Source organism: Vagococcus fluvialis (genome assembly GCF_003337315.1).
Classification (GTDB): Bacteria; Bacillota; Bacilli; order Lactobacillales; family Vagococcaceae; genus Vagococcus; species Vagococcus fluvialis.
In genome coordinates, this window is record NZ_QPJV01000006.1 from 137,537 (window position 1) to 156,383 (window position 18,847).

The 18,847-nt window shown below is 34.0% G+C and carries 15 protein-coding genes; 14 read left to right on the forward strand and 1 reads right to left on the reverse strand.

Going from position 1 to position 18,847, the window contains the following annotated elements; translation table 11 throughout:
- Positions 1 to 17: 17 nt before the first annotated feature.
- The 10 genes from DFR54_RS07830 (at position 18) to DFR54_RS07875 (ending at position 11,157) form a co-directional block, all read left to right on the forward strand.
- On the forward strand, positions 18 to 1,640 hold the full coding sequence (locus tag DFR54_RS07830; protein ID WP_126809055.1) for a glycoside hydrolase family 13 protein: 1,623 nt from the start codon (positions 18 to 20) through the stop codon (positions 1,638 to 1,640).
- Between the two features lie 192 nt (positions 1,641 to 1,832).
- On the forward strand, positions 1,833 to 3,035 hold the full coding sequence (gene fadE / locus DFR54_RS07835) for an acyl-CoA dehydrogenase FadE (protein ID WP_114289741.1): 1,203 nt from the start codon (positions 1,833 to 1,835) through the stop codon (positions 3,033 to 3,035).
- A gap of 124 nt (positions 3,036 to 3,159) precedes the next feature.
- Positions 3,160 to 4,062 carry a LysR family transcriptional regulator gene (locus tag DFR54_RS07840; protein WP_086342454.1) on the forward strand — a complete coding sequence of 301 codons (903 nt, stop codon included), beginning with the start codon at positions 3,160 to 3,162 and terminating at the stop codon, positions 4,060 to 4,062.
- 197 nt (positions 4,063 to 4,259) lie between these two features.
- Positions 4,260 to 5,441, forward strand: a complete 1,182-nt coding sequence (locus DFR54_RS07845) for an acetyl-CoA C-acetyltransferase (RefSeq protein ID WP_114289742.1) — start codon at positions 4,260 to 4,262, stop codon at positions 5,439 to 5,441.
- A 21-nt stretch (positions 5,442 to 5,462) separates the two neighbouring features.
- Positions 5,463 to 6,590, forward strand: coding sequence for an acyl-CoA dehydrogenase family protein (locus DFR54_RS07850; protein ID WP_114289743.1), 1,128 nt, complete (start codon positions 5,463 to 5,465; stop codon positions 6,588 to 6,590).
- The gene (locus tag DFR54_RS07855; protein ID WP_114289744.1) at positions 6,590 to 7,447 is read left to right on the forward strand and encodes a 3-hydroxybutyryl-CoA dehydrogenase; all 858 of its coding nucleotides are present in this window, start codon (positions 6,590 to 6,592) and stop codon (positions 7,445 to 7,447) included. Before DFR54_RS07850 ends, DFR54_RS07855 begins: the two co-directional genes overlap by 1 nt.
- A gap of 24 nt (positions 7,448 to 7,471) precedes the next feature.
- Positions 7,472 to 8,254, forward strand: a complete 783-nt coding sequence (locus DFR54_RS07860) for an enoyl-CoA hydratase-related protein (protein ID WP_114289745.1) — start codon at positions 7,472 to 7,474, stop codon at positions 8,252 to 8,254.
- A gap of 47 nt (positions 8,255 to 8,301) precedes the next feature.
- Positions 8,302 to 9,588: an acetyl-CoA hydrolase/transferase family protein gene (locus tag DFR54_RS07865; RefSeq protein WP_227276698.1), complete on the forward strand. Its 1,287-nt coding sequence runs from the start codon at positions 8,302 to 8,304 to the stop codon at positions 9,586 to 9,588.
- A gap of 22 nt (positions 9,589 to 9,610) precedes the next feature.
- Positions 9,611 to 10,480 (forward strand): YtnP family quorum-quenching lactonase, encoded by an 870-nt coding sequence (locus tag DFR54_RS07870; RefSeq protein WP_086342459.1) that lies wholly within the window; start codon positions 9,611 to 9,613, stop codon positions 10,478 to 10,480.
- Positions 10,481 to 10,494: 14 nt separating this feature from the next.
- On the forward strand, positions 10,495 to 11,157 hold the full coding sequence (locus DFR54_RS07875; RefSeq protein ID WP_114289746.1) for an MIP/aquaporin family protein: 663 nt from the start codon (positions 10,495 to 10,497) through the stop codon (positions 11,155 to 11,157).
- 38 nt (positions 11,158 to 11,195) lie between these two features.
- Here DFR54_RS07875 and DFR54_RS07880 read toward each other — a convergent pair whose 3' ends face one another.
- The gene (locus tag DFR54_RS07880; RefSeq protein WP_114289747.1) at positions 11,196 to 11,789 is read right to left on the reverse strand and encodes a bifunctional hydroxymethylpyrimidine kinase/phosphomethylpyrimidine kinase; all 594 of its coding nucleotides are present in this window, start codon (positions 11,787 to 11,789) and stop codon (positions 11,196 to 11,198) included.
- A gap of 256 nt (positions 11,790 to 12,045) precedes the next feature.
- On the opposite strand from DFR54_RS07880, the gene mgtA reads away from it, so the two are divergent.
- The 4 genes from mgtA to DFR54_RS07900 all read left to right on the forward strand — a co-directional run bounded on the left by mgtA (position 12,046) and on the right by DFR54_RS07900 (position 18,839).
- Positions 12,046 to 14,652, forward strand: coding sequence for a magnesium-translocating P-type ATPase (gene mgtA / locus DFR54_RS07885; RefSeq protein WP_114289748.1), 2,607 nt, complete (start codon positions 12,046 to 12,048; stop codon positions 14,650 to 14,652).
- Between the two features lie 471 nt (positions 14,653 to 15,123).
- A complete protein-coding gene (pdhA, locus tag DFR54_RS07890; RefSeq protein ID WP_086342463.1) occupies positions 15,124 to 16,236 on the forward strand; it encodes a pyruvate dehydrogenase (acetyl-transferring) E1 component subunit alpha in 1,113 nt (370 codons plus the stop codon).
- Positions 16,237 to 16,239: 3 nt separating this feature from the next.
- Positions 16,240 to 17,217: an alpha-ketoacid dehydrogenase subunit beta gene (locus tag DFR54_RS07895; protein ID WP_086342464.1), complete on the forward strand. Its 978-nt coding sequence runs from the start codon at positions 16,240 to 16,242 to the stop codon at positions 17,215 to 17,217.
- A gap of 38 nt (positions 17,218 to 17,255) precedes the next feature.
- Positions 17,256 to 18,839, forward strand: a complete 1,584-nt coding sequence (locus DFR54_RS07900) for a dihydrolipoyllysine-residue acetyltransferase (protein WP_114289749.1) — start codon at positions 17,256 to 17,258, stop codon at positions 18,837 to 18,839.
- Positions 18,840 to 18,847 lie beyond the last annotated feature (8 nt).

The window sequence follows — 18,847 nt, forward strand, 5'->3', positions numbered from 1 at the left end:
AAGACGGAGGAATTTCAATGACAATTAAACAAAATAAATGGTGGCAATCAGCAGTTCTATATCAAATTTATCCACGTAGTTTCCAAGACACAACAGGAACTGGAGTTGGTGACTTAAGAGGAATTATTAATCGTTTAGATTATTTAAATACATTGGGTATTAATGCAATTTGGTTAAGTCCAGTCTACAAATCGCCAAATGATGATAATGGTTACGATATTAGTGATTATGAAGATATTATGGATGAGTTTGGTACTATGGCTGATATGGATGAGTTAATAGCAGAAGCTAAAAAACGAGATATTCGTATTATTATGGATTTAGTGGTTAACCATACATCAGATGAACATGCCTGGTTTATTGAAGCTAAAAAAGGAAAAGATAATCCATATCGAGATTTTTACATTTGGCGTGATCCAGTTAACGGCGAAGCTCCAAATGATTTAGAATCAACATTTAGTGGAAGTGCTTGGGAATTTGATGAAGCAAGTGGACAATATTATTTACATTTATTTAGTAAAAAACAACCAGATTTAAACTGGGAAAATGAAACTGTCCGTCAAAAAGTTAATGAGATGATGAATTTTTGGCTTGAAAAAGGTGTTGGTGGTTTCCGTATGGATGTGATTGATTTAGTTGGTAAAATTCCAGATCAAAAAATTACAGGCAATGGACCTAAGCTACATGATTATTTAAAAGAAATGAATCAAGCAACTTTCGGTAATTATGATGTTATGACAGTTGGTGAGACATGGGGAGCGACGCCTGAAATTGCTAAATTATATTCAAATCCAGAAAGAGAAGAGTTATCTATGGTCTTTCAATTTGAACATGTTGGTTTAGATGAACAAGCAGGAAAACAAAAATGGGATTTAAAAAAGCTAGAAATGGAAGAGTTAAAGCAAGTTCTTTCAAAATGGCAAACCTCATTAGGTAATGAAGGCTGGAATAGTTTATTCTGGAATAACCATGACTTGCCACGTATTGTGTCGCGTTGGGGAAATGATAAAGAGTACCGTGTAGAAAGTGCTAAAGCATTTGCTATACTACTTCATATGATGAAAGGGACACCATATATCTATCAAGGTGAAGAAATAGGAATGACTAATTATCCTATTTCAACTATTGACGAAGTAGAGGATATTGAAAGTGTTAATATGTATCATGATCGTCTATCTCAAGGTTACTCTAAAGAAGAGATTATTAAGTCTATCAATACAAAGGGACGAGATAATGCGAGAACTCCGATGCAGTGGGACACAAGTCTTAATGCAGGATTTACAACAGGTAAACCTTGGCTACATGTTAACCCGAACTATACAGAAATTAATGTGGAAATAGCCTTAGAAGATAAAAATTCAATTTTTTATACGTATCAAAAATTGATTCAATTAAGAAAAGACAACCCACTAGTTATTTGGGGAGAATATGAATTACAAGAAACAGTAGCTAATATATTCTCTTATATTAGAGAGTATGAAGGTAAAAAATGGTTAGTAGTTGCGAACTTATCAGATGAAAAACAAAAATATTCAAGTGATGCAACAATTAAAGATATATTGATTGAAAATATGCCTACACCAAATGATTTAAAAGAGACAGAATTACTGCCTTGGCAAGCATTTGTTGTAGAAATTTAAAAAGATATAAAAAGTATTCAAAAATTTTTTGGATACTTTTTTATTTTTATCCTTTAAAAAACCTTATTCTGTAAGGGTTTTCTTATCCTATTAAAAAAACTAATAGATTGGATAATTTTTGTTAAGTTGAGTTAGGAAAAAAAGTGGCTTATGATTTGTTTGTAAATAAAAACGTTGAGGAGAGATTTTAAAATGGAAAGAACTCAAGAATTAAAAGATTTTTATCCTTTAGACCTATTCGCATATTCAAATGGATTAACAGAGGGTGAATTAACTGTCTTAAAAAACTTACGTGAAGTTTTAGAAACTAAAGTGAAACCTGTTGTTAATGAACACTGGGTAAAAGGTGAATTTCCTTTTGAAGCATTTGGAGAAGTTGCTAAAGTTGGTATTATGAATAGTCCATTATTATTTGAAGGGCGCGAAGGCGCAACAAAGCCAAGTGAATTATACAATGCTTTCCTATACTTAGAGTTAGCTAAATTAGATGCATCAATTGCAACATTCTACACAGTTCATGGTGGTTTATGTTACAACACAATTTTATTAGGTGGTAGTGAAGAGCAAATTGCTAAGTATGCACCAAAGATTGCTTCATTTGAATGGCAAGGTTGCTTTGGTTTAACTGAACCAGATCATGGATCAGATATTGCTGGTGGACTAGCTACAACTGCTGAGAAAAAAGGCGACAAATGGATTCTAAACGGGGAAAAACGTTGGATTGGTGGAGCTGATACTGCTGATGTGTTACCAATTTTTGCTCGTGATACAGAAGATGGTAAAATCAAATGTTTCATCGTTAAAGGTGGATCAGAAGGGCTTCATGTAGACGTTATTCAAGAAAAAATGTCATTACGTGCCATCCATAACGGTCATATCACATTAACAAACGTTGAAGTAGCTGATGAAGACCGCTTAGCAAACGTTAATGGATTTAAAGATGTAGCAAGAATTTTACGTTCTACAAGAGCTGACATCGCTCATTTAGCAATGGGAATGACTTATGGTTCATTAGAAGCTGCTGTAGCATATGTTAAACAACGTGATCAATTTGGTAAAAAATTATCTTCATTCCAATTAGTTCAAGAAAAATTAGCTCGTATGGAAGCAAACGTTGTCGCAACATTATCTTACTCAGTACAATTAGCAAATCTTCAAGAAGGTGAAAGTTTCCAAGAAGAAAACTCTGCTTTAGCTAAAATGCATAACGCTATGAAAATGCGTGAAACAGTTGCATTAGGACGTGAAGTTTGTGGAGGTAACGGAATTACTTTAGGTACTGATGTTGGTCGTTTCTTTGCTGATGGAGAAGCTATTTACTCTTATGAAGGAACTCATGAAATCAACGCACTTATTGTTGGTCGTTACTTAACTGGTGTAGGTGCTTTTGTTTAAAATTAATTAAACCTAAGATAGGGCTTGTTTCTATGGAAACAAGCTCCTATTTTGCATTTGTTTGGCTCTAAATCAGTATCTTATGATATGATTATTAAAAATAAAAAAAGAAATGAGTGTAACGATGGATATTCAGCAGTTGTATTATTTTATGAATATTGTAGAGTGTGGTTGTAACTTATCATTAGCAGCAAAAAAAATACATATTACTCAATCAGCCTTGAGTCAATTGATTATTAATTTTGAAACTAATGAGGAGTTAACACTATTTTATCGTAAAAATGGAAGACTTGATTCGTTAACATCAAGTGGAGAAAAGTTGTATACTTATGCCCAAGAAATTACAAAACTCCACGAACAAATGAACGAGATGGTTAGGAAAGAAGCAGCCAAACAAAAAGGAACTATTCGTATCGGCTTACCTTCACTAATTCTAAGAATTTTCTTTTCATCATTTTTCCCTAAATTTATGATGGATAACCCTAATATTCAAATTGAAATCGTAGAAGGCGGAAGTAACTATTTAAGAAAAATGTTATTTCAAAATGACTTAGATATGGCAATTTTAATTGAACCTACTAGTTTAGATACAAAAAGCTTTGAAGAACATGTGATTCAAATTGATGAGATGACTGCTTTTGTTTACCACGATCACCCTCTGAGTAAATATAAGATACTAGATTGGCATGATATAGAGCCGTACCCACTAGCTACATTTAATGAAAGTTATACAACAAATGAGTTAGTGAAAAACAAATTAAAAGAAGTAGATACAACAGCTAAAATTAAGTTCCAATCATCATCTTGGGATTATTTAGTAGAAGCTACTCAGGAATCTAAAATTGTTACTATTTTACCATCTCCAATTGAGCGAACTATGGATAAATCTTTATTCTCAGAGATTCCATTTAAAGATCCAATTCCTTTTAATGTGTTACTCTGTCGACCAATTAAGCCAAAGTATAGTGACATTGAAAGTTTAGTTTATGAGTCAATTTTGAGTTATTTTTATCAACCGATTATTTAAGGTAGCTTGTGGGCTATCTTTTTTTATTTGTTAAGTTTGTTTAAAGATATAAAATGAAACGTTGATATAACAAGGTTTTTAAATGTATTAGTTTAGCTAATAGATTAAATTACTATTACTTGTTAGATTTTTAAGATTTTAAGAAGTAGAATAAGAATGTAAAGATAAGGGTTTAAAATATATAGGAGGTTTTGTAAGTGAGAGAAGTCGTAATTGTATCTGCCAAACGTACTGCATTAGGAAGTTTTGGCGGAAGTTTAAAAGGTGTATCAGCAGTTGAGTTAGGAACTACAGTGGTGAGAGAATCTCTTAAAGGGATTAACTTAGACCCATCATTAGTTGACGAAGTTATTATGGGGAATGTTTTATCAGCAGGATTAGGTCAAAACGTTTCAAGACAAATAGCTATCAATGCTGGTGTTCCAAAAGAAGCTTCAGCATTTACAATTAATAAAGTCTGTGGATCAGGTTTAAAATCTGTTATCTTAGCAGCTCAATCTATTATGTTAGGTGATAATGAAATCGTTGTCGCTGGTGGTTCAGAAAGCATGAGTCAATCAGCTTACGTGTTACCAGATTACCGCTTTGGTGGGAAAATGGGAAATGGAACGATTGTTGATACAATGATGAAAGATGGCCTAACTGACGCCTTCGATGATATTGCAATGGGAATTACAGCAGAAAATATTGCTGAGTTATACAACTTTTCAAGAGAAGAGCAAGATGCATTTGCAGCAGGTAGTCAACAAAAAGCTGAAGCAGCCATTAAAGCTGGTAAATTTAAAGATGAGATTATTCCAGTTGAAATACCTCAAAGAAAAGGTGAACCAGTTATCTTTGATACAGATGAGTTCCCACGCTTTGGCTCAACAACTGAAAGTTTATCTAAATTACGTCCAGCCTTTAAAAAGGATGGTTCTGTAACAGCTGGAAATGCTTCAGGAATTAATGATGGAGCTGCAGCTTTAGTCTTAATGACTAGAGAAAAAGCTGAAGAATTAGGATTAGAAGTTTTAGGAAGCATTTCTTCATATGCAACAGGTGGAGTAGATCCAAAAATCATGGGAACAGGTCCAATTCCTTCAACTAAAAAAGCATTGAAAAAAGCTAATATTGAAGCAAAAGACTTAGACTTGATTGAAGCAAATGAAGCATTTGCAGCACAAGCTATGAGCGTGATGAAAGACTTAGAGCTAGATCCAGAAATTACTAACGTAAATGGTGGAGCTATTGCTTTAGGACATCCAATTGGAGCAAGTGGTGCTCGTGTGCTAGTTACCTTAATTAATGAGATGAGAAAAAGAGATGCTAAAAACGGCTTGGCTACACTATGTATTGGTGGGGGACAAGGAATTTCTGTTATAATTAAACGTGACTAATAAGGACAGGTGGTAATAAATATGAATAAACCAAATGAGTTAATTGAATGGATTTCTAATTACTCTGATACAGAATTAAGATCAGCGGCAGCCTATTATGATCGAATGGAAACTTTTCCAGACAATCACGTAAAAACATTATTTGAGTTAGATTTATTTAAAAAGCTTTACTCAGATAATCACGACTTACCGTACAAAGATTATTTAAGCGTTATCAGAAAAATTAGTAAAAATTTTCCAGCTTTAGGAAGTATCCTTTTAACTCAGGAAAGTCATTCTATTTGGCCACTTGTTACGTTTGGAACAACTAAACAAAAGGATAAGTACCTTGAAAAATTAATTTCTGGTGATATTTATGGTTCATTTGCTTTAAATGAACCAATCACTGGAAGTGAAGTATCTGACATGGATACATTAGCAATTGAAACTGAAACTGGCTGGTTGTTAAACGGGAAAAAAGAATACATTTCTAATTCACCAATTGCCTCTGTTTTTTTAGTGGCTGCTAAAATCCAAAGATTAGATAAAAGTGAGAGTGTGGGCATTTTTGTCATTGATAAAGAAATTGAAGGTTTAGCTGTTGGTGAAACAGAAAAGAAAATGGGAATTAAATCTCTTCCTGTAGCGGGAATAGATTTGACTGCAGTTTCCCTACCTAAAGATGCTTTATTAGGTGATAAAGACTCAGGACTTGAACAAATCCAATCAATTTTAAATAGAAATCGTTTATCAGTAGCTGCCCAATCTTTAGGGATTGCAGGAGGTGCTCTAGAAAGAGGTCTTCAATATGTTTCTTATGACCGAAACCTAGGTAAGCGCTTAATTGATATGCAATCAACTCAATTTAAGCTAGCAGAAATCGAAACAAATATATACGCTTCAAGAGCTTTATTGCTCTCAGTAATTGATGAAAATCAATTCGATTCAAGGTTTGTAGCTATGGCAAAATTAGCTGCTTCTGATTTGGCTATCGAAACAGCTGAAAGTGTGATTCAGATGACAGGTGGTTATGGTTATATGCGAAATAATGATATTGAACGATTTGTTAGAGATGCTAAAATCACTGCGATTTATGGTAGTTCCTCTAGTCGTTTGAAACGTGTTATTGCTGAACCTTGGGTGAATAATGTGAAAAAGGAAGAAAAATAATGACAATTAAAAACGTAATGGTAGTAGGATCTGGACAAATGGGTGGAGGAATTGTACAAGTTCTAGCCACTTCAGGTTATACAGTTTATATGAATGATATCAAACAAGAATTTGTTGATAAAGGCTTAGAGAAAATTAAAACATTTTTAGCAAAAGATATTAGCCGTAAGACAAAAACAGAAGAAGAAGTCGCTGCAATTTTAGAGCGAATTATTCCTTCTACAACTTATGAAGATGCTAAAAAGGTAGATTTAGTCATCGAAGCAGCAACAGAAAATAAAAAAATTAAACTATCAATCTTTGAACAATTAGATGAAATTGCTCCAGAGCACACAATTCTAGCTACAAATACATCATCACTTTCAATTACAGAAATTGCAACAGCAACAAATCGTCCTGATAAAGTAATTGGTATGCATTTCTTTAATCCAGTTCCTTTAATGAAATTAGTTGAAATCAATCATGGTTTAGCTACTTCAAAAGAAACAGCAGATAAAATTGTAGAAGTGTCAGAAAGTATTAGAAAAGTATCGATTGATATTAAAGATTCACCAGGTTTTGCCGTTAACCGTATTTTAATCCCAATGATTAATGAAGCTATCTTTGTTTTAGACGAAGGTGTTGCAACAGCAGAAGAGATTGATCAATCAATGATGCTTGGAGCAAATCACCCTATGGGACCACTAGCTTTAGCTGATTATATTGGTTTAGATACTGTTTTAGCGATTATGAATGTTTTATATGACGGCTTTAAAGATCCTAAATATCGTCCTGCATTATTACTAAAAAAATATGTTGAAGCAGGTTGGTTAGGTAATAAAACTGGTAGAGGATTCTACGAGCACAATAAAAAATAAATAGATACCATTGGAGGAAATCTCATGACTTATGAATTTTTAAGTTTGGATGTTCAAAGTGGTATCGGAACAATCACTATTGAACGACCAAAAATGTTAAATGCACTTAGCTCAGACGTTTTACTAGAGTTAGGAAGTTTATTAAGAGAAGTTGAAAAAAGTAACACAATTGATGTTTTAATGATTACAGGTTCTGGTGAGAAAGCTTTTGTCGCTGGTGCTGATATTTCTGAAATGAAAGATAAAAATGCTATTTCAGGTAAAAAATTCTCTCAAGAAGGAAATAATGTTTTTGCTCAATTAGCTAATTTAACACAACCGACAATTGCTTGTATTAACGGTTTTGCTTTAGGTGGCGGCTGTGAGCTTGCTTTAGCTTGTGATATTCGTTTAGCTTCAACTAATGCTAAATTTGGTCAACCAGAAGTTGGTTTAGGAATTGTTCCAGGATTTGGTGGAACTCAAAGATTACCGCGTTTAGTAGGAGCAGGAATCGCAAAAGAATTAATTTTTACAGGAAAAGTTATTGGAACAGACGAAGCTCACCGTATTGGGTTAGTCAATCATGTTTATAATCAAGATGAGTTACTTGAAGAAGGAATGAAGCTAGCTAAAAGTATTCAAAAAAATGCTTATCTAGCAGTTACAAGTAGCAAGGCAGTTATTGATAGTGGTTTAGATATGTCATTAGAAAATGGTTTAAAATACGAAGCTGAAGTCTTTGGTGCTTTGTTTGCAACTAATGACCAAAAAGAAGGCATGGATGCTTTCGTTAATAAGCGTAAACCTAACTTTACAAAAGACTGAAAATTCAGAATTTTCAGATAATATAATAAGAGAAGAGGCGTTAATAAATGAGTATTCAAGAAATGTATCAAGCTAAATTAACTACAGCAAACGAGGCAGTTAAAGTGATTCAACCAGGAGATGGTATTATTTTTCCGATTATGCCAGGAGAACCGGAAAGTTTACTAGATGGTATTCGCGTATTAGGTACTTTAGAAGATAACCGTTTATACCGTATGTTACCAAGTTTTCCAATAGTTGATGCACCAAAAGAGAAATTAAAACAAATTTCAATTTTCTTATCTGGAATGGATCGTAAACAAATGAATTCAGGATTAGTTGATTTATTGCCTAATAACTTTTCTGATATTCCAAGTATCTTAAAACAAAGAGAAGAAGGTCGCTATGTCATTATGGCAACAGTTTCTCCAATGGATGCAGCGGGAAACTTCTCCTTAGGAACTTCTCCTTCATACGTGGCATCACTAATTAAAGATGCTAAAGCTATTGTTTTAGAAGTTAACGAAAATATGCCAAGAACTTTTGGGAAAAATAATAATATCCATATTAGTCAAGTTGCGGCTCTTGTTGAAAATAATGTTGATTTACCAGAGCTTGGAAACCCAACTTTAAATGATAATGACTTAGCGATTGGTAAAGAAATCGCTGCAAAAGTTAAAGATGGAGATACACTTCAAATTGGTTTTGGAGCAATGCCAAATGCTGTTATGGAATATTTAGTAGATAAAAAGGATTTAGGATTACATACTGAAATGTTACCAGAAAGATTAGTTGATTTAACTGAGAAAAATGTGATTACAAACAGTAAAAAAGAAATTGATACTGGAAAATCAGTAGCAACCTTTGCGATTGGAAGTAAACGTTTATATGAGTTTATGAATAACAATACAAGTATTTTAATGGAGCCTTGTGATTACACTAATAACTTTGAAGTTGTTAATAAACTAGATAATTTAGTTGCAATTAACTCAACGGTTGAGGTAGACTTTTTAGGTCAATGTAATTCAGAATCTGTTAAAGGAATGTATTACTCATCAACTGGTGGACAAGCTGATTTTATGAAAGGTGTTCGCCTAACTAAAAATGGAACTGGAATTATCTGTCTTTATTCAACAGCTAAAAAAGGAACAGTTTCTACAATTGTGCCATCACTTTTCACAGGAGCACCTGTTTCAACATCTAAAAATGATATTGACACAATAGTGACAGAATACGGTTCAGCAGTTTTAAAAGGAGCAACAATTTCTGAAAGAACAGAAAGATTAATCAATATTGCTCACCCTGATTTTAGAGATGAGTTACTAACAGCAGCTAAAGAAAAAAACTATTTATAATTAGTTATTAGGAGGAATTCAAATGGATACTTTTCAATTTAAAGAAATGAGATTAACTTGGCTTGAAGGAGGAACTACTAGACTAGATGGTGGTGCCATGTTTGGAGTTGTTCCCAAACCTGTTTGGCAAAGGAAATATCCATTTAATGAAAAGAACCAAATTGAATTACCAACTGATCCTATTTTAATCCAGTACCAAGGCATGAACTTTTTAGTTGATGCCGGTATTGGTAATAATAAACTATCTGAAAAAGAAAAAATGATTTTTGGTGTTGAAAGAGAGTCAGAAATTGTTGAGAGTTTGGCAGAATTAGGTCTAACTACAGATGATATTAACGGTGTTTTAATGACTCATATGCATTTTGATCATGCAACAGGATTAACAGTGCCTTCCGAAAATGGAGAATTTGAATCAGTCTTTAAAAAAGCAACCATCTATGTTCAAGAAATTGAATGGGATGAAATGCGTCATCCAAATATCAGGTCTAAAAGTACTTATTGGGCAAGAAATTGGGAAGCAATTGAAAGTCAAGTGAAAACTTTTACTGATCAAATTGAAATTTTACCATGTATCAGAATGGTGCATACTGGTGGACATAGCGAAGGGCACTCTGTTATTCTATTAGAGCAAGATGGGGAGGTTATGGTTCATATGGCAGACCTTATGCCAACCCATGCTCATCAAAATCCGTTATGGGTACTTGCATATGATGACTATCCTATGACATCAATCTTTAAAAAGGATGAGTTGTTGAAAAAAGGTTATGAAAATAACTATACATTTTTCTTCTATCATGATGCTTTTTATCGAGTGATTCAGTGGGATAAAGAAGGAAAAGAAAAAGTTAAGGTTCTTGAAAGAGGAAGAGAACCATATATTAACTTGAAGTAAATTGGAGGATACACATGTTTAAAAAAGGTTTAGCCGAAGTATTAGGAACATTTTTCCTTGTATTTATCGGTACAGGTACAGCAGTTTTAGTCGGTGACACAGTAGGTGTTTTAGGAATCGGTTTAGCGTTTGGTTTATCAATTATGGTTTCTGCCAATACAGTAGGTACTGTTTCAGGAGCTCATTTAAACCCAGCAGTAAGTTTAGCAATGTTTATTAATAAGAGAATGTCTTTACAAGAGATGTTAACTTATTTTGCAGCTCAATTAGTAGGAGCTATTTTAGGATCAGGTTTATTAAGAATGTTATTATCAATGACTGATCTAGGAACTGATAATTTAGCACAAACAACTTATTCAGATATTAGTACAGCAGGCGCATTTATTGTAGAGGCATTATTAACATTTATTTTAGTGTTTGTTGTTTTATCAGTAACAAGTAAAAAAGGTGAAACTAGCTATAACGGATTAGCAATTGGTTTAACTTTAACAATGTTACATTTTATTGGTGTTCCTTTAACAGGAATGTCAGTTAACCCTGTTCGTAGTATCTCACCAGCTATTTTTGTAGGTGGAGACGCTATGAGTCAATTATGGTTATATATTTTAGCACCTTTAGTAGGTGGTATTATCGCTGCATTTGTAGCAAAATTCTTACTTAATACAGAAGAAAATTAATAAGTAAAAGACACATGATTGCCAGTCATGTGTCTTTTTTATTTCTCTAATTTCAATAAGTGAGATAAAGTTTGATGGATAGCTAATTCTGCAGTTAAAAAGGCAGCTACATTTTCTGATGTATTAAACGAATAAAAAGAATCTCCATTATATAGAAGGAAGTTGTCACTAAAGTTTTTTACAGGGAATACAAGTGCAGTCATTTCTTTTTGAAATAACCTTTTAGCAGACTCTTTTGAATCATCCAAAGTTTCTGTTAAAACAACGATTGGATGAAGCTCCTTAATGGTTGTTTGGTTAATCTCTTGTTCTAAATCTTTAAGAGGTGTTTCTAAAATAAGATAGGGTACGTGATATTCTTCTACAAATTCTTTAATTAAAATGGGAGTTTCTAATGAATGTAGATTTGCTAATTTAATACTATCTATTTGACCTAATGCAAAAACCGATTCAAATTGTCTTTTTATAGTTAAATCATCAACAACTTCAAGTACTTGTTCCTGATTAATATTTATACTTGTAATAACGGTGAAACCAAAAACATCTAATTCTTGGAAAGAACCTAAATCATTTTGAATGCCAGTTTTTCCAGTAGAATCTGAATGGTTAATGGATAAGACTTTTTTTACCATAGTAACCTCCAAAAATTAATTTCTTTTACTAGTATACTATAAAGATAAGTATTTTTTTATTAATAGCAGAGTATTAATAAAATATTGGTTTAATTTTGGTAAAGGTTTGATTTTGCATTATAAAAAAGTTACAGTGGAATAGAGAGATATCTTGTCTTCTAAATAAATTAGAAAACAATTATTTAGTTGAAATCTTTTGGAATAACTAATTTGTATTTTCCGCAAAGGGTTTTAGAAAAATTATGGGGTGGTATGAATGAAAAAGACTGTATCTAATTTAAGTAAAGATCAAGAATTAAGAAAGTATTCAAAACTTTCCGATAGAGAACTGATGATGGAGTTTAGAACATCAGAAAAAGGACTTTCTTTTGAGGACGCCGAACAGCGACTTGAGGAGTTTGGTGAAAATAAAGTAGACATACAAAAGCCAGATGCGTGGTATGTTGTACTTGTTAAATCTTTTATGGATCCTTTTATTTATGTGTTAGCTGGCCTTTTATTTGTATCAGCTTTAACTAAAGATTATGAAGCAGTTGTAGTAATGAGTATTATGATTGTAGTTAGTGCAGTTATAAGGTTTATTCAAGATTTCAAAGCGCAACAAGAATCTCTTGCACTTCAAGATTTAGTAAAGCATACTTGTGCGGTTAAAAGAGAAGGGGAGACAAAGGAGCGACCTATGGAGGAAGTTGTTCCAGGTGACATTGTCTACCTATCAGCAGGAGATATGATTCCAGCAGATAGTGTTTTGATTTGGACAAAGGACTTATTTGTTAATCAATCTTCTTTAACAGGTGAATCTATGCCAGTTGAAAAATACGAAGCTAGTAAACAAGAAAATTTATCAAGTGATGACTCCTCAGCAATAGATTTGTCAAACTTAATCTTTATGGGAACAGATGTATTAAGTGGGCAAGGTGAAGCCATTATTTTAAAAACTGGGCAACAAACATTCTTTGGTGATATAGCTAAGCAGGCTAGTGGTAAACGTGAGTTAACTAATTTTGATAGAGATTTAAATCACATTAGTAAATTACTATTAAGAATGGTTATGGTCCTTTTCCCAATTGTCTTTTTAATTAATGGAGTAATGAAAGGCGATTGGACGCAAGCATTCTTCTTTGCGATAGCAGTTGCAGTTGGTTTAACGCCTGAGATGTTACCCATGATCGTAACAAGTAACTTAGCAAAAGGCTCTCAAACTTTAGCTAAGAAAAAAGTAATCGTTAAAGAACTAAATGCCATTCAAAATTTAGGTGCCATGAATGTTCTTTGTACAGATAAAACAGGAACTATTACAGAAGATAGAGTAGTTCTTGTGGAACATGTTAGCCCACTAGGTGATGATGATCCACGTGTATTAGACTTAGCTTTTTTAAATTCTAATTATCAAACAGGTTGGAAAAATTTGATGGACCACGCCATTATTAATTATTACGAAACACACCCAGAAAAAATCACTCATGATAATGTAGAAAAAATAGATGAAATTCCTTTTGATTTTTCAAGAAGACGTTTAACCATTGCTCTAAAAAGAGATGGTCATCATTTAATGATTACTAAGGGAGCTGTTGAAGAAATGGCCTTAGTTTGTTCTCATGTTGAAATTGATGGTGAGATTTTACCATTAACAGATGAATTGTTAAATCAGATGAATGATGTAAACCGTAAGATGAACGAGCAAGGGATGCGCGTTATTACAGTAGCTTATAAAAGAGATGTTCATGATGATGCTACTTATGAAATAGCAGATGAGAAGGACATGATTTTAGCTGGTTTTGTAGGGTTTTTAGATCCTGCGAAACAATCGGCTGTTACAGCTATTTCTTCACTACATCACCACGGTGTAACAGTTAAAGTATTGACTGGAGATAATGAAGTAGTGTCACGTAAGGTCTGTGGAGATGTAGGAATCGAAGTAGATAAGGCTTATATTGGAACTGACTTAGATAAAATGAGTGAAGAGGAGTTTGAAAAAGCTGTTAATGAAACGAATCTTTTTGCTAAGCTAAATCCTATGCAAAAAGCAAGAATTATTCAAACTCTGCAAAAACAAGGTAACACAGTTGGATTTATGGGAGACGGGATTAACGATGCACCTGCTCTTAGAACAGCAGATGTTGGAATCTCAGTAGATACAGCTGCGGATATTACTAAAGAAGCAAGTTCCATTATTTTACTAGAAAAAAGCTTAACAGTTTTAGAAGATGGTGTTATAGAAGGAAGAAAAGTATTCAAGAATATGATGAAATATATTCTTATTACAATTAGCTCAAACTTCGGTAATGTCTTCTCTGTCCTTATTGCTAGTGCTTTCTTACCATTTTTACCAATGTTATCACTTCAGTTATTAGTTCAAAACTTAGTTTATGATATCTCTCAGCTTGCAATGCCTTGGGATAATGTTGATGAAAGTCAAATTATGAAGCCAGTAAAATTTGACAATAAAAATTTATTTAGATTTACAGTCTTTATTGGGCCGATTAGTAGTATTTTTGATATTGTGACCTTTGGCGTGATGTGGTACATCATAGGAGCTAATACAGTCGCACAGCAAAGTTTATTCCAAACAGGATGGTTCTTAGTAGGCTTAATTAGTCAAACTTTAGTTGTATATATGGTGCGAACAGAGAAAGTTCCATTCATTCAAAGCCGTGCAAGTGCTCCAATGGTGATTATGAGTCTATTAGCTGTACTTACAGGTATTGTAATTGTTTTAGTAGAGCCACTTAGAGATGCTTTTGACTTTACAGCGCTCCCTAGTTCATATTGGGGATGGCTAATTGGCATTGTTTTTGTCTATATGTTATTAGTTCAGCTAATAAAAAATATCTACATCAAAAAATACAAAGAGTGGATATAAAACAAGTTATTTTTTTCACTATCTTGTTTAATAAACAAATTAATTTTTGTGAAATATAAAAGGAGAAGCCTTTAAATATTATAGGAGCTTCTCTCTTTTTTTTAACTTTACCTTATTTAAACCTTTGAAAAAGTTATAAATAATAGAAAAATGAGATAACTAATACTGTATTACTAAGTTTTCAGAAAGTTGATGTATAACAGTAGCTATTTATATGTGTCACAGAATAGTACAGATGCTACAGATAACAACAAGTTTTAAATAAAATAGGTTTTAAATAAAGTGAACTTTATCACTAACGATAAAAACAAGGATAAACAGTTGTTTCATCCTGAAAAAAATGAGTGTATCGCTTGCATTACTTATTTTCTCGTGGTAACTTATAGGTGTTGAAACAAAAGAAAATGATACAGTTTTTCTTTCTGTTTGAGAACAAAATGAAATTGTAATAAGAGAGGATTGTGCAACAGCATGGCTAAGAAAAAAGTAAACCCACTTGATTTTGCAGCATTTCTGGAAGGCATCAACGAAAGTTTTCCAACTGTTCAAGTTTTAGACGTGAACGGAAAAGTAGTAAACGAAGATTTAGTACCTGATTTATCTGATGATGAGTTAGTAGAATTAATGACTAGAATGGTATGGTCACGTGTACTTGATCAACGTTCAACAGCATTAAACCGTCAAGGTCGTTTAGGTTTCTATGCACCAACAGCTGGGCAAGAAGCAAGTCAATTAGCAAGTCATTTTGCAATGGAAAAAGAAGACGTATTATTACCAGGTTACCGTGATGTACCTCAATTAATCCAACATGGTTTACCATTAAAAGAAGCTTTCCTTTGGTCTAAAGGTCATGCAGCTGGTAATGAATACCCAGAAGATTTAAAAGCTTTACCACCACAAATTATTATTGGTGCACAATACGTGCAAGCAGCTGGTGTTGCTTTAGGTCTTAAAAAACGTAACAAACCAAACGTTGCATTTACTTACACTGGTGACGGCGGTTCTTCACAAGGGGACTTCTACGAAGGTATTAACTTTGCAGGAGCTATGAAAGCAAACGCAGTATTCTTTATTCAAAATAACGGATACGCAATCTCAACTCCACGTGAATTACAAACAGCAGCTACAACATTAGCTCAAAAAGGTATTGCAGCAGGAATTCCAAGTATTCAAGTAGACGGAATGGATGCTTTAGCAGTATACCAAGTAACTAAAGCAGCTCGTGATTGGGCAATTGCAGGAAATGGTCCTGTTTTAATTGAAACATTAACTTACCGTTATGGTCCACATACATTATCAGGGGATGACCCAACAAGATACCGTTCACAAGAAACAGAAGATGAGTGGGCAGCAAAAGATCCATTGAACCGTTTCCGTACTTACTTAACTGAAAAAGGTTTATGGTCAGAAGAAAAAGAAGAAGCTGTTATTGAACAAACTAAAGAAGAAATCAAAGAAGCTATCAAAGCGACAGATTCAGTACCAAAACAAAAAGTATCTGATTTCTTAAAAAATATGTTTGAAGTAGCACCACAAAGCATTCAAGAACAAATTGATATTTACGAAGCAAAGGAGTCGAAATAAATCATGGCACAAAAAACAATGATTCAAGCAATTACAGATGCTCTAGCTTTAGAACTTGAAAATAATAAAGACGTATTAGTATTTGGTGAAGACGTAGGTAACAACGGTGGAGTTTTCCGTGCTACTGAAGGATTACAAGCACAATTTGGCGAAGACCGTGTATTTGATGCACCTTTAGCAGAATCTGCAATCGGTGGTTTAGCATTTGGTTTAGCTTTAGAAGGTTTCCGTCCAGTTCCTGAAATTCAATTCTTCGGATTTGTATTTGAAGTAATGGATGAAATCGTAGCACAAATGGCACGTACTCGTTACCGTATGAGTGGTACTAGAACAATGCCAATCACAATCCGCGCGCCATTTGGTGGTGGTGTACATACACCTGAATTACATGCTGATAACTTAGAAGGATTGATTGCTCAATCTCCTGGTATCCGTGTTGTTATTCCAAGTAACCCATATGATGCAAAAGGATTATTAATTTCTGCTATTAGAGATAACGACCCAGTTGTTTTCTTAGAGCACATGAAATTATATCGTTCATTCCGTGAGGAAGTTCCAGAGGAAGCATATACTGTACCTTTAGATAAAGCAGCAGTAACTCGCGAAGGATCAGATGTATCTATCATTACTTATGGTGCAATGGTTCGTGAAGCAATTAAAGCAGCTGACAATTTAGAAAAAGAAGGTATTTCAGTAGAAATTATCGACTTACGTACTGTAGCTCCTTTAGATGTAGCAACAATTATCGCTTCTGTTGAAAAAACAGGACGTGTTGTAGTTGTTCAAGAAGCTCAAAAACAAGCTGGTGTTGGTGCACAAGTTGTTTCAGAAATTTCTGAAAGAGCTGTTCTTTCATTAGAAGCTCCTATCGGCCGTGTTTCAGCTCCTGATACTATTTTCCCATTCGGTATGGCAGAAAATGCTTGGTTACCAAATGCATCTGATATCGAAGCTAAAGTTAAAGAAATTCACGCATTTTAATCAGCGTTTCAGACAAGTATAGAAGGAGAGAATACTAGATGGCTTTTAAATTTAAATTACCAGATATTGGTGAAGGTATTGCAGAAGGCGAAATCGTAAAATGGTTCGTTAAAGAAGGTGATACAATTAACGAAGATGATACAATGTTAGAAGTACAAAACGACAAATCAGTAGAAGAAATTCCTTCTCCTGTAACAGGTAAAGTTCTTAAGGTAGTTGTACCAGAGGGAACAGTAGCAAACGTAGGTGATGTCTTAGTAGAAATCGATGCACCTGGACATGAAGATGCTGAAGAAGAAGCTCCAGCAGTAGAGGCAGCACCAGTAGCAGCGGCTCCTGCAGCAGCATCTGGCGGAGTATTCCAATTCAAATTACCAGATATTGGTGAAGGTATTGCAGAAGGCGAAATCGTAAAATGGTTTGTTAAAGCTGGTGATACAATTAACGAAGACGATACAATGTTAGAAGTACAAAATGACAAATCAGTAGAAGAAATTCCTTCTCCTGTAACAGGTACAGTAGTAAAGGTTGTCGTACCAGAAGGAACAGTAGCAAACGTAGGTGATGTCTTAGTAGAAATCGATGCACCTGGACATAACGATGCAGCTCCTGTAGCACAAGCATCTGCACCAGTAGCAGCGGCAACGCCTGCAGCAGCACCTGCTTCAACTGAACCAACAGGTAAACCTGGAACTCGCGTTTTAGCTATGCCTTCAGTACGTCAATATGCACGTGAAAAAGGTGTAGATATTACTTTAGTAACACCAACTGGAAAAGGTGGACGTGTTGTTAAATCTGATATTGATAACTTTGGTGGAGCACCAGTAGCAGCAACTCCAGCAGTAGAAGCAACAGTTTCTGCTCCAGCTGAAAAAGCAGCAGCTCCTAAAGCAGCGCAACCATTTGTTGGAACAGCTGAATTAGAAACTCGCGAAAAAATGACTCCAACACGTAAAGCAATTGCTAAAGCAATGGTAAATAGTAAACACACTGCTCCTCATGTAACTCTACATGACGATGTGGAAGTTTCAGCTTTATGGGATCACCGTAAGAAATTTAAAGATGTTGCAGCAGCAAGAAATACTAAATTAACATTCTTACCATACGTAGTTAAAGCTTTAACTGCAACTATGAAAGAATTCCCAATTATGAATGCATCAATTGATGATACAACTGATGAAGTTGTTTACAAAAACTACTTCAACATCGGTATCGCAACTGATACAGATCATGGTTTATATGTACCAAATGTTAAAGATGCAAACACTAAGAGTATGTTTGATATCGCTGATGAAATTAACGAAAAAGCAGCTCTTGCAATTGAAGGTAAATTAACTGCAGCTGATATGCGTGGTGGTACTGTGACAATCAGTAACATCGGTTCTGTTGGTGGTGGTTGGTTCACACCAGTAATTAACTACCCTGAAGTAGCTATTTTAGGTGTAGGTACAATTACTCAACAACCAGTTGTTAATTCAGATGGTGAATTAGCTGTTGGCCGTATGATGAAATTATCATTAAGTTTTGATCACCGTATTGTCGATGGAGCAACTGCTCAAAAAGCTATGAATAACATTAAACGTTTATTAGCTGATCCAGAATTATTATTAATGGAAGGATAAGGTGAATC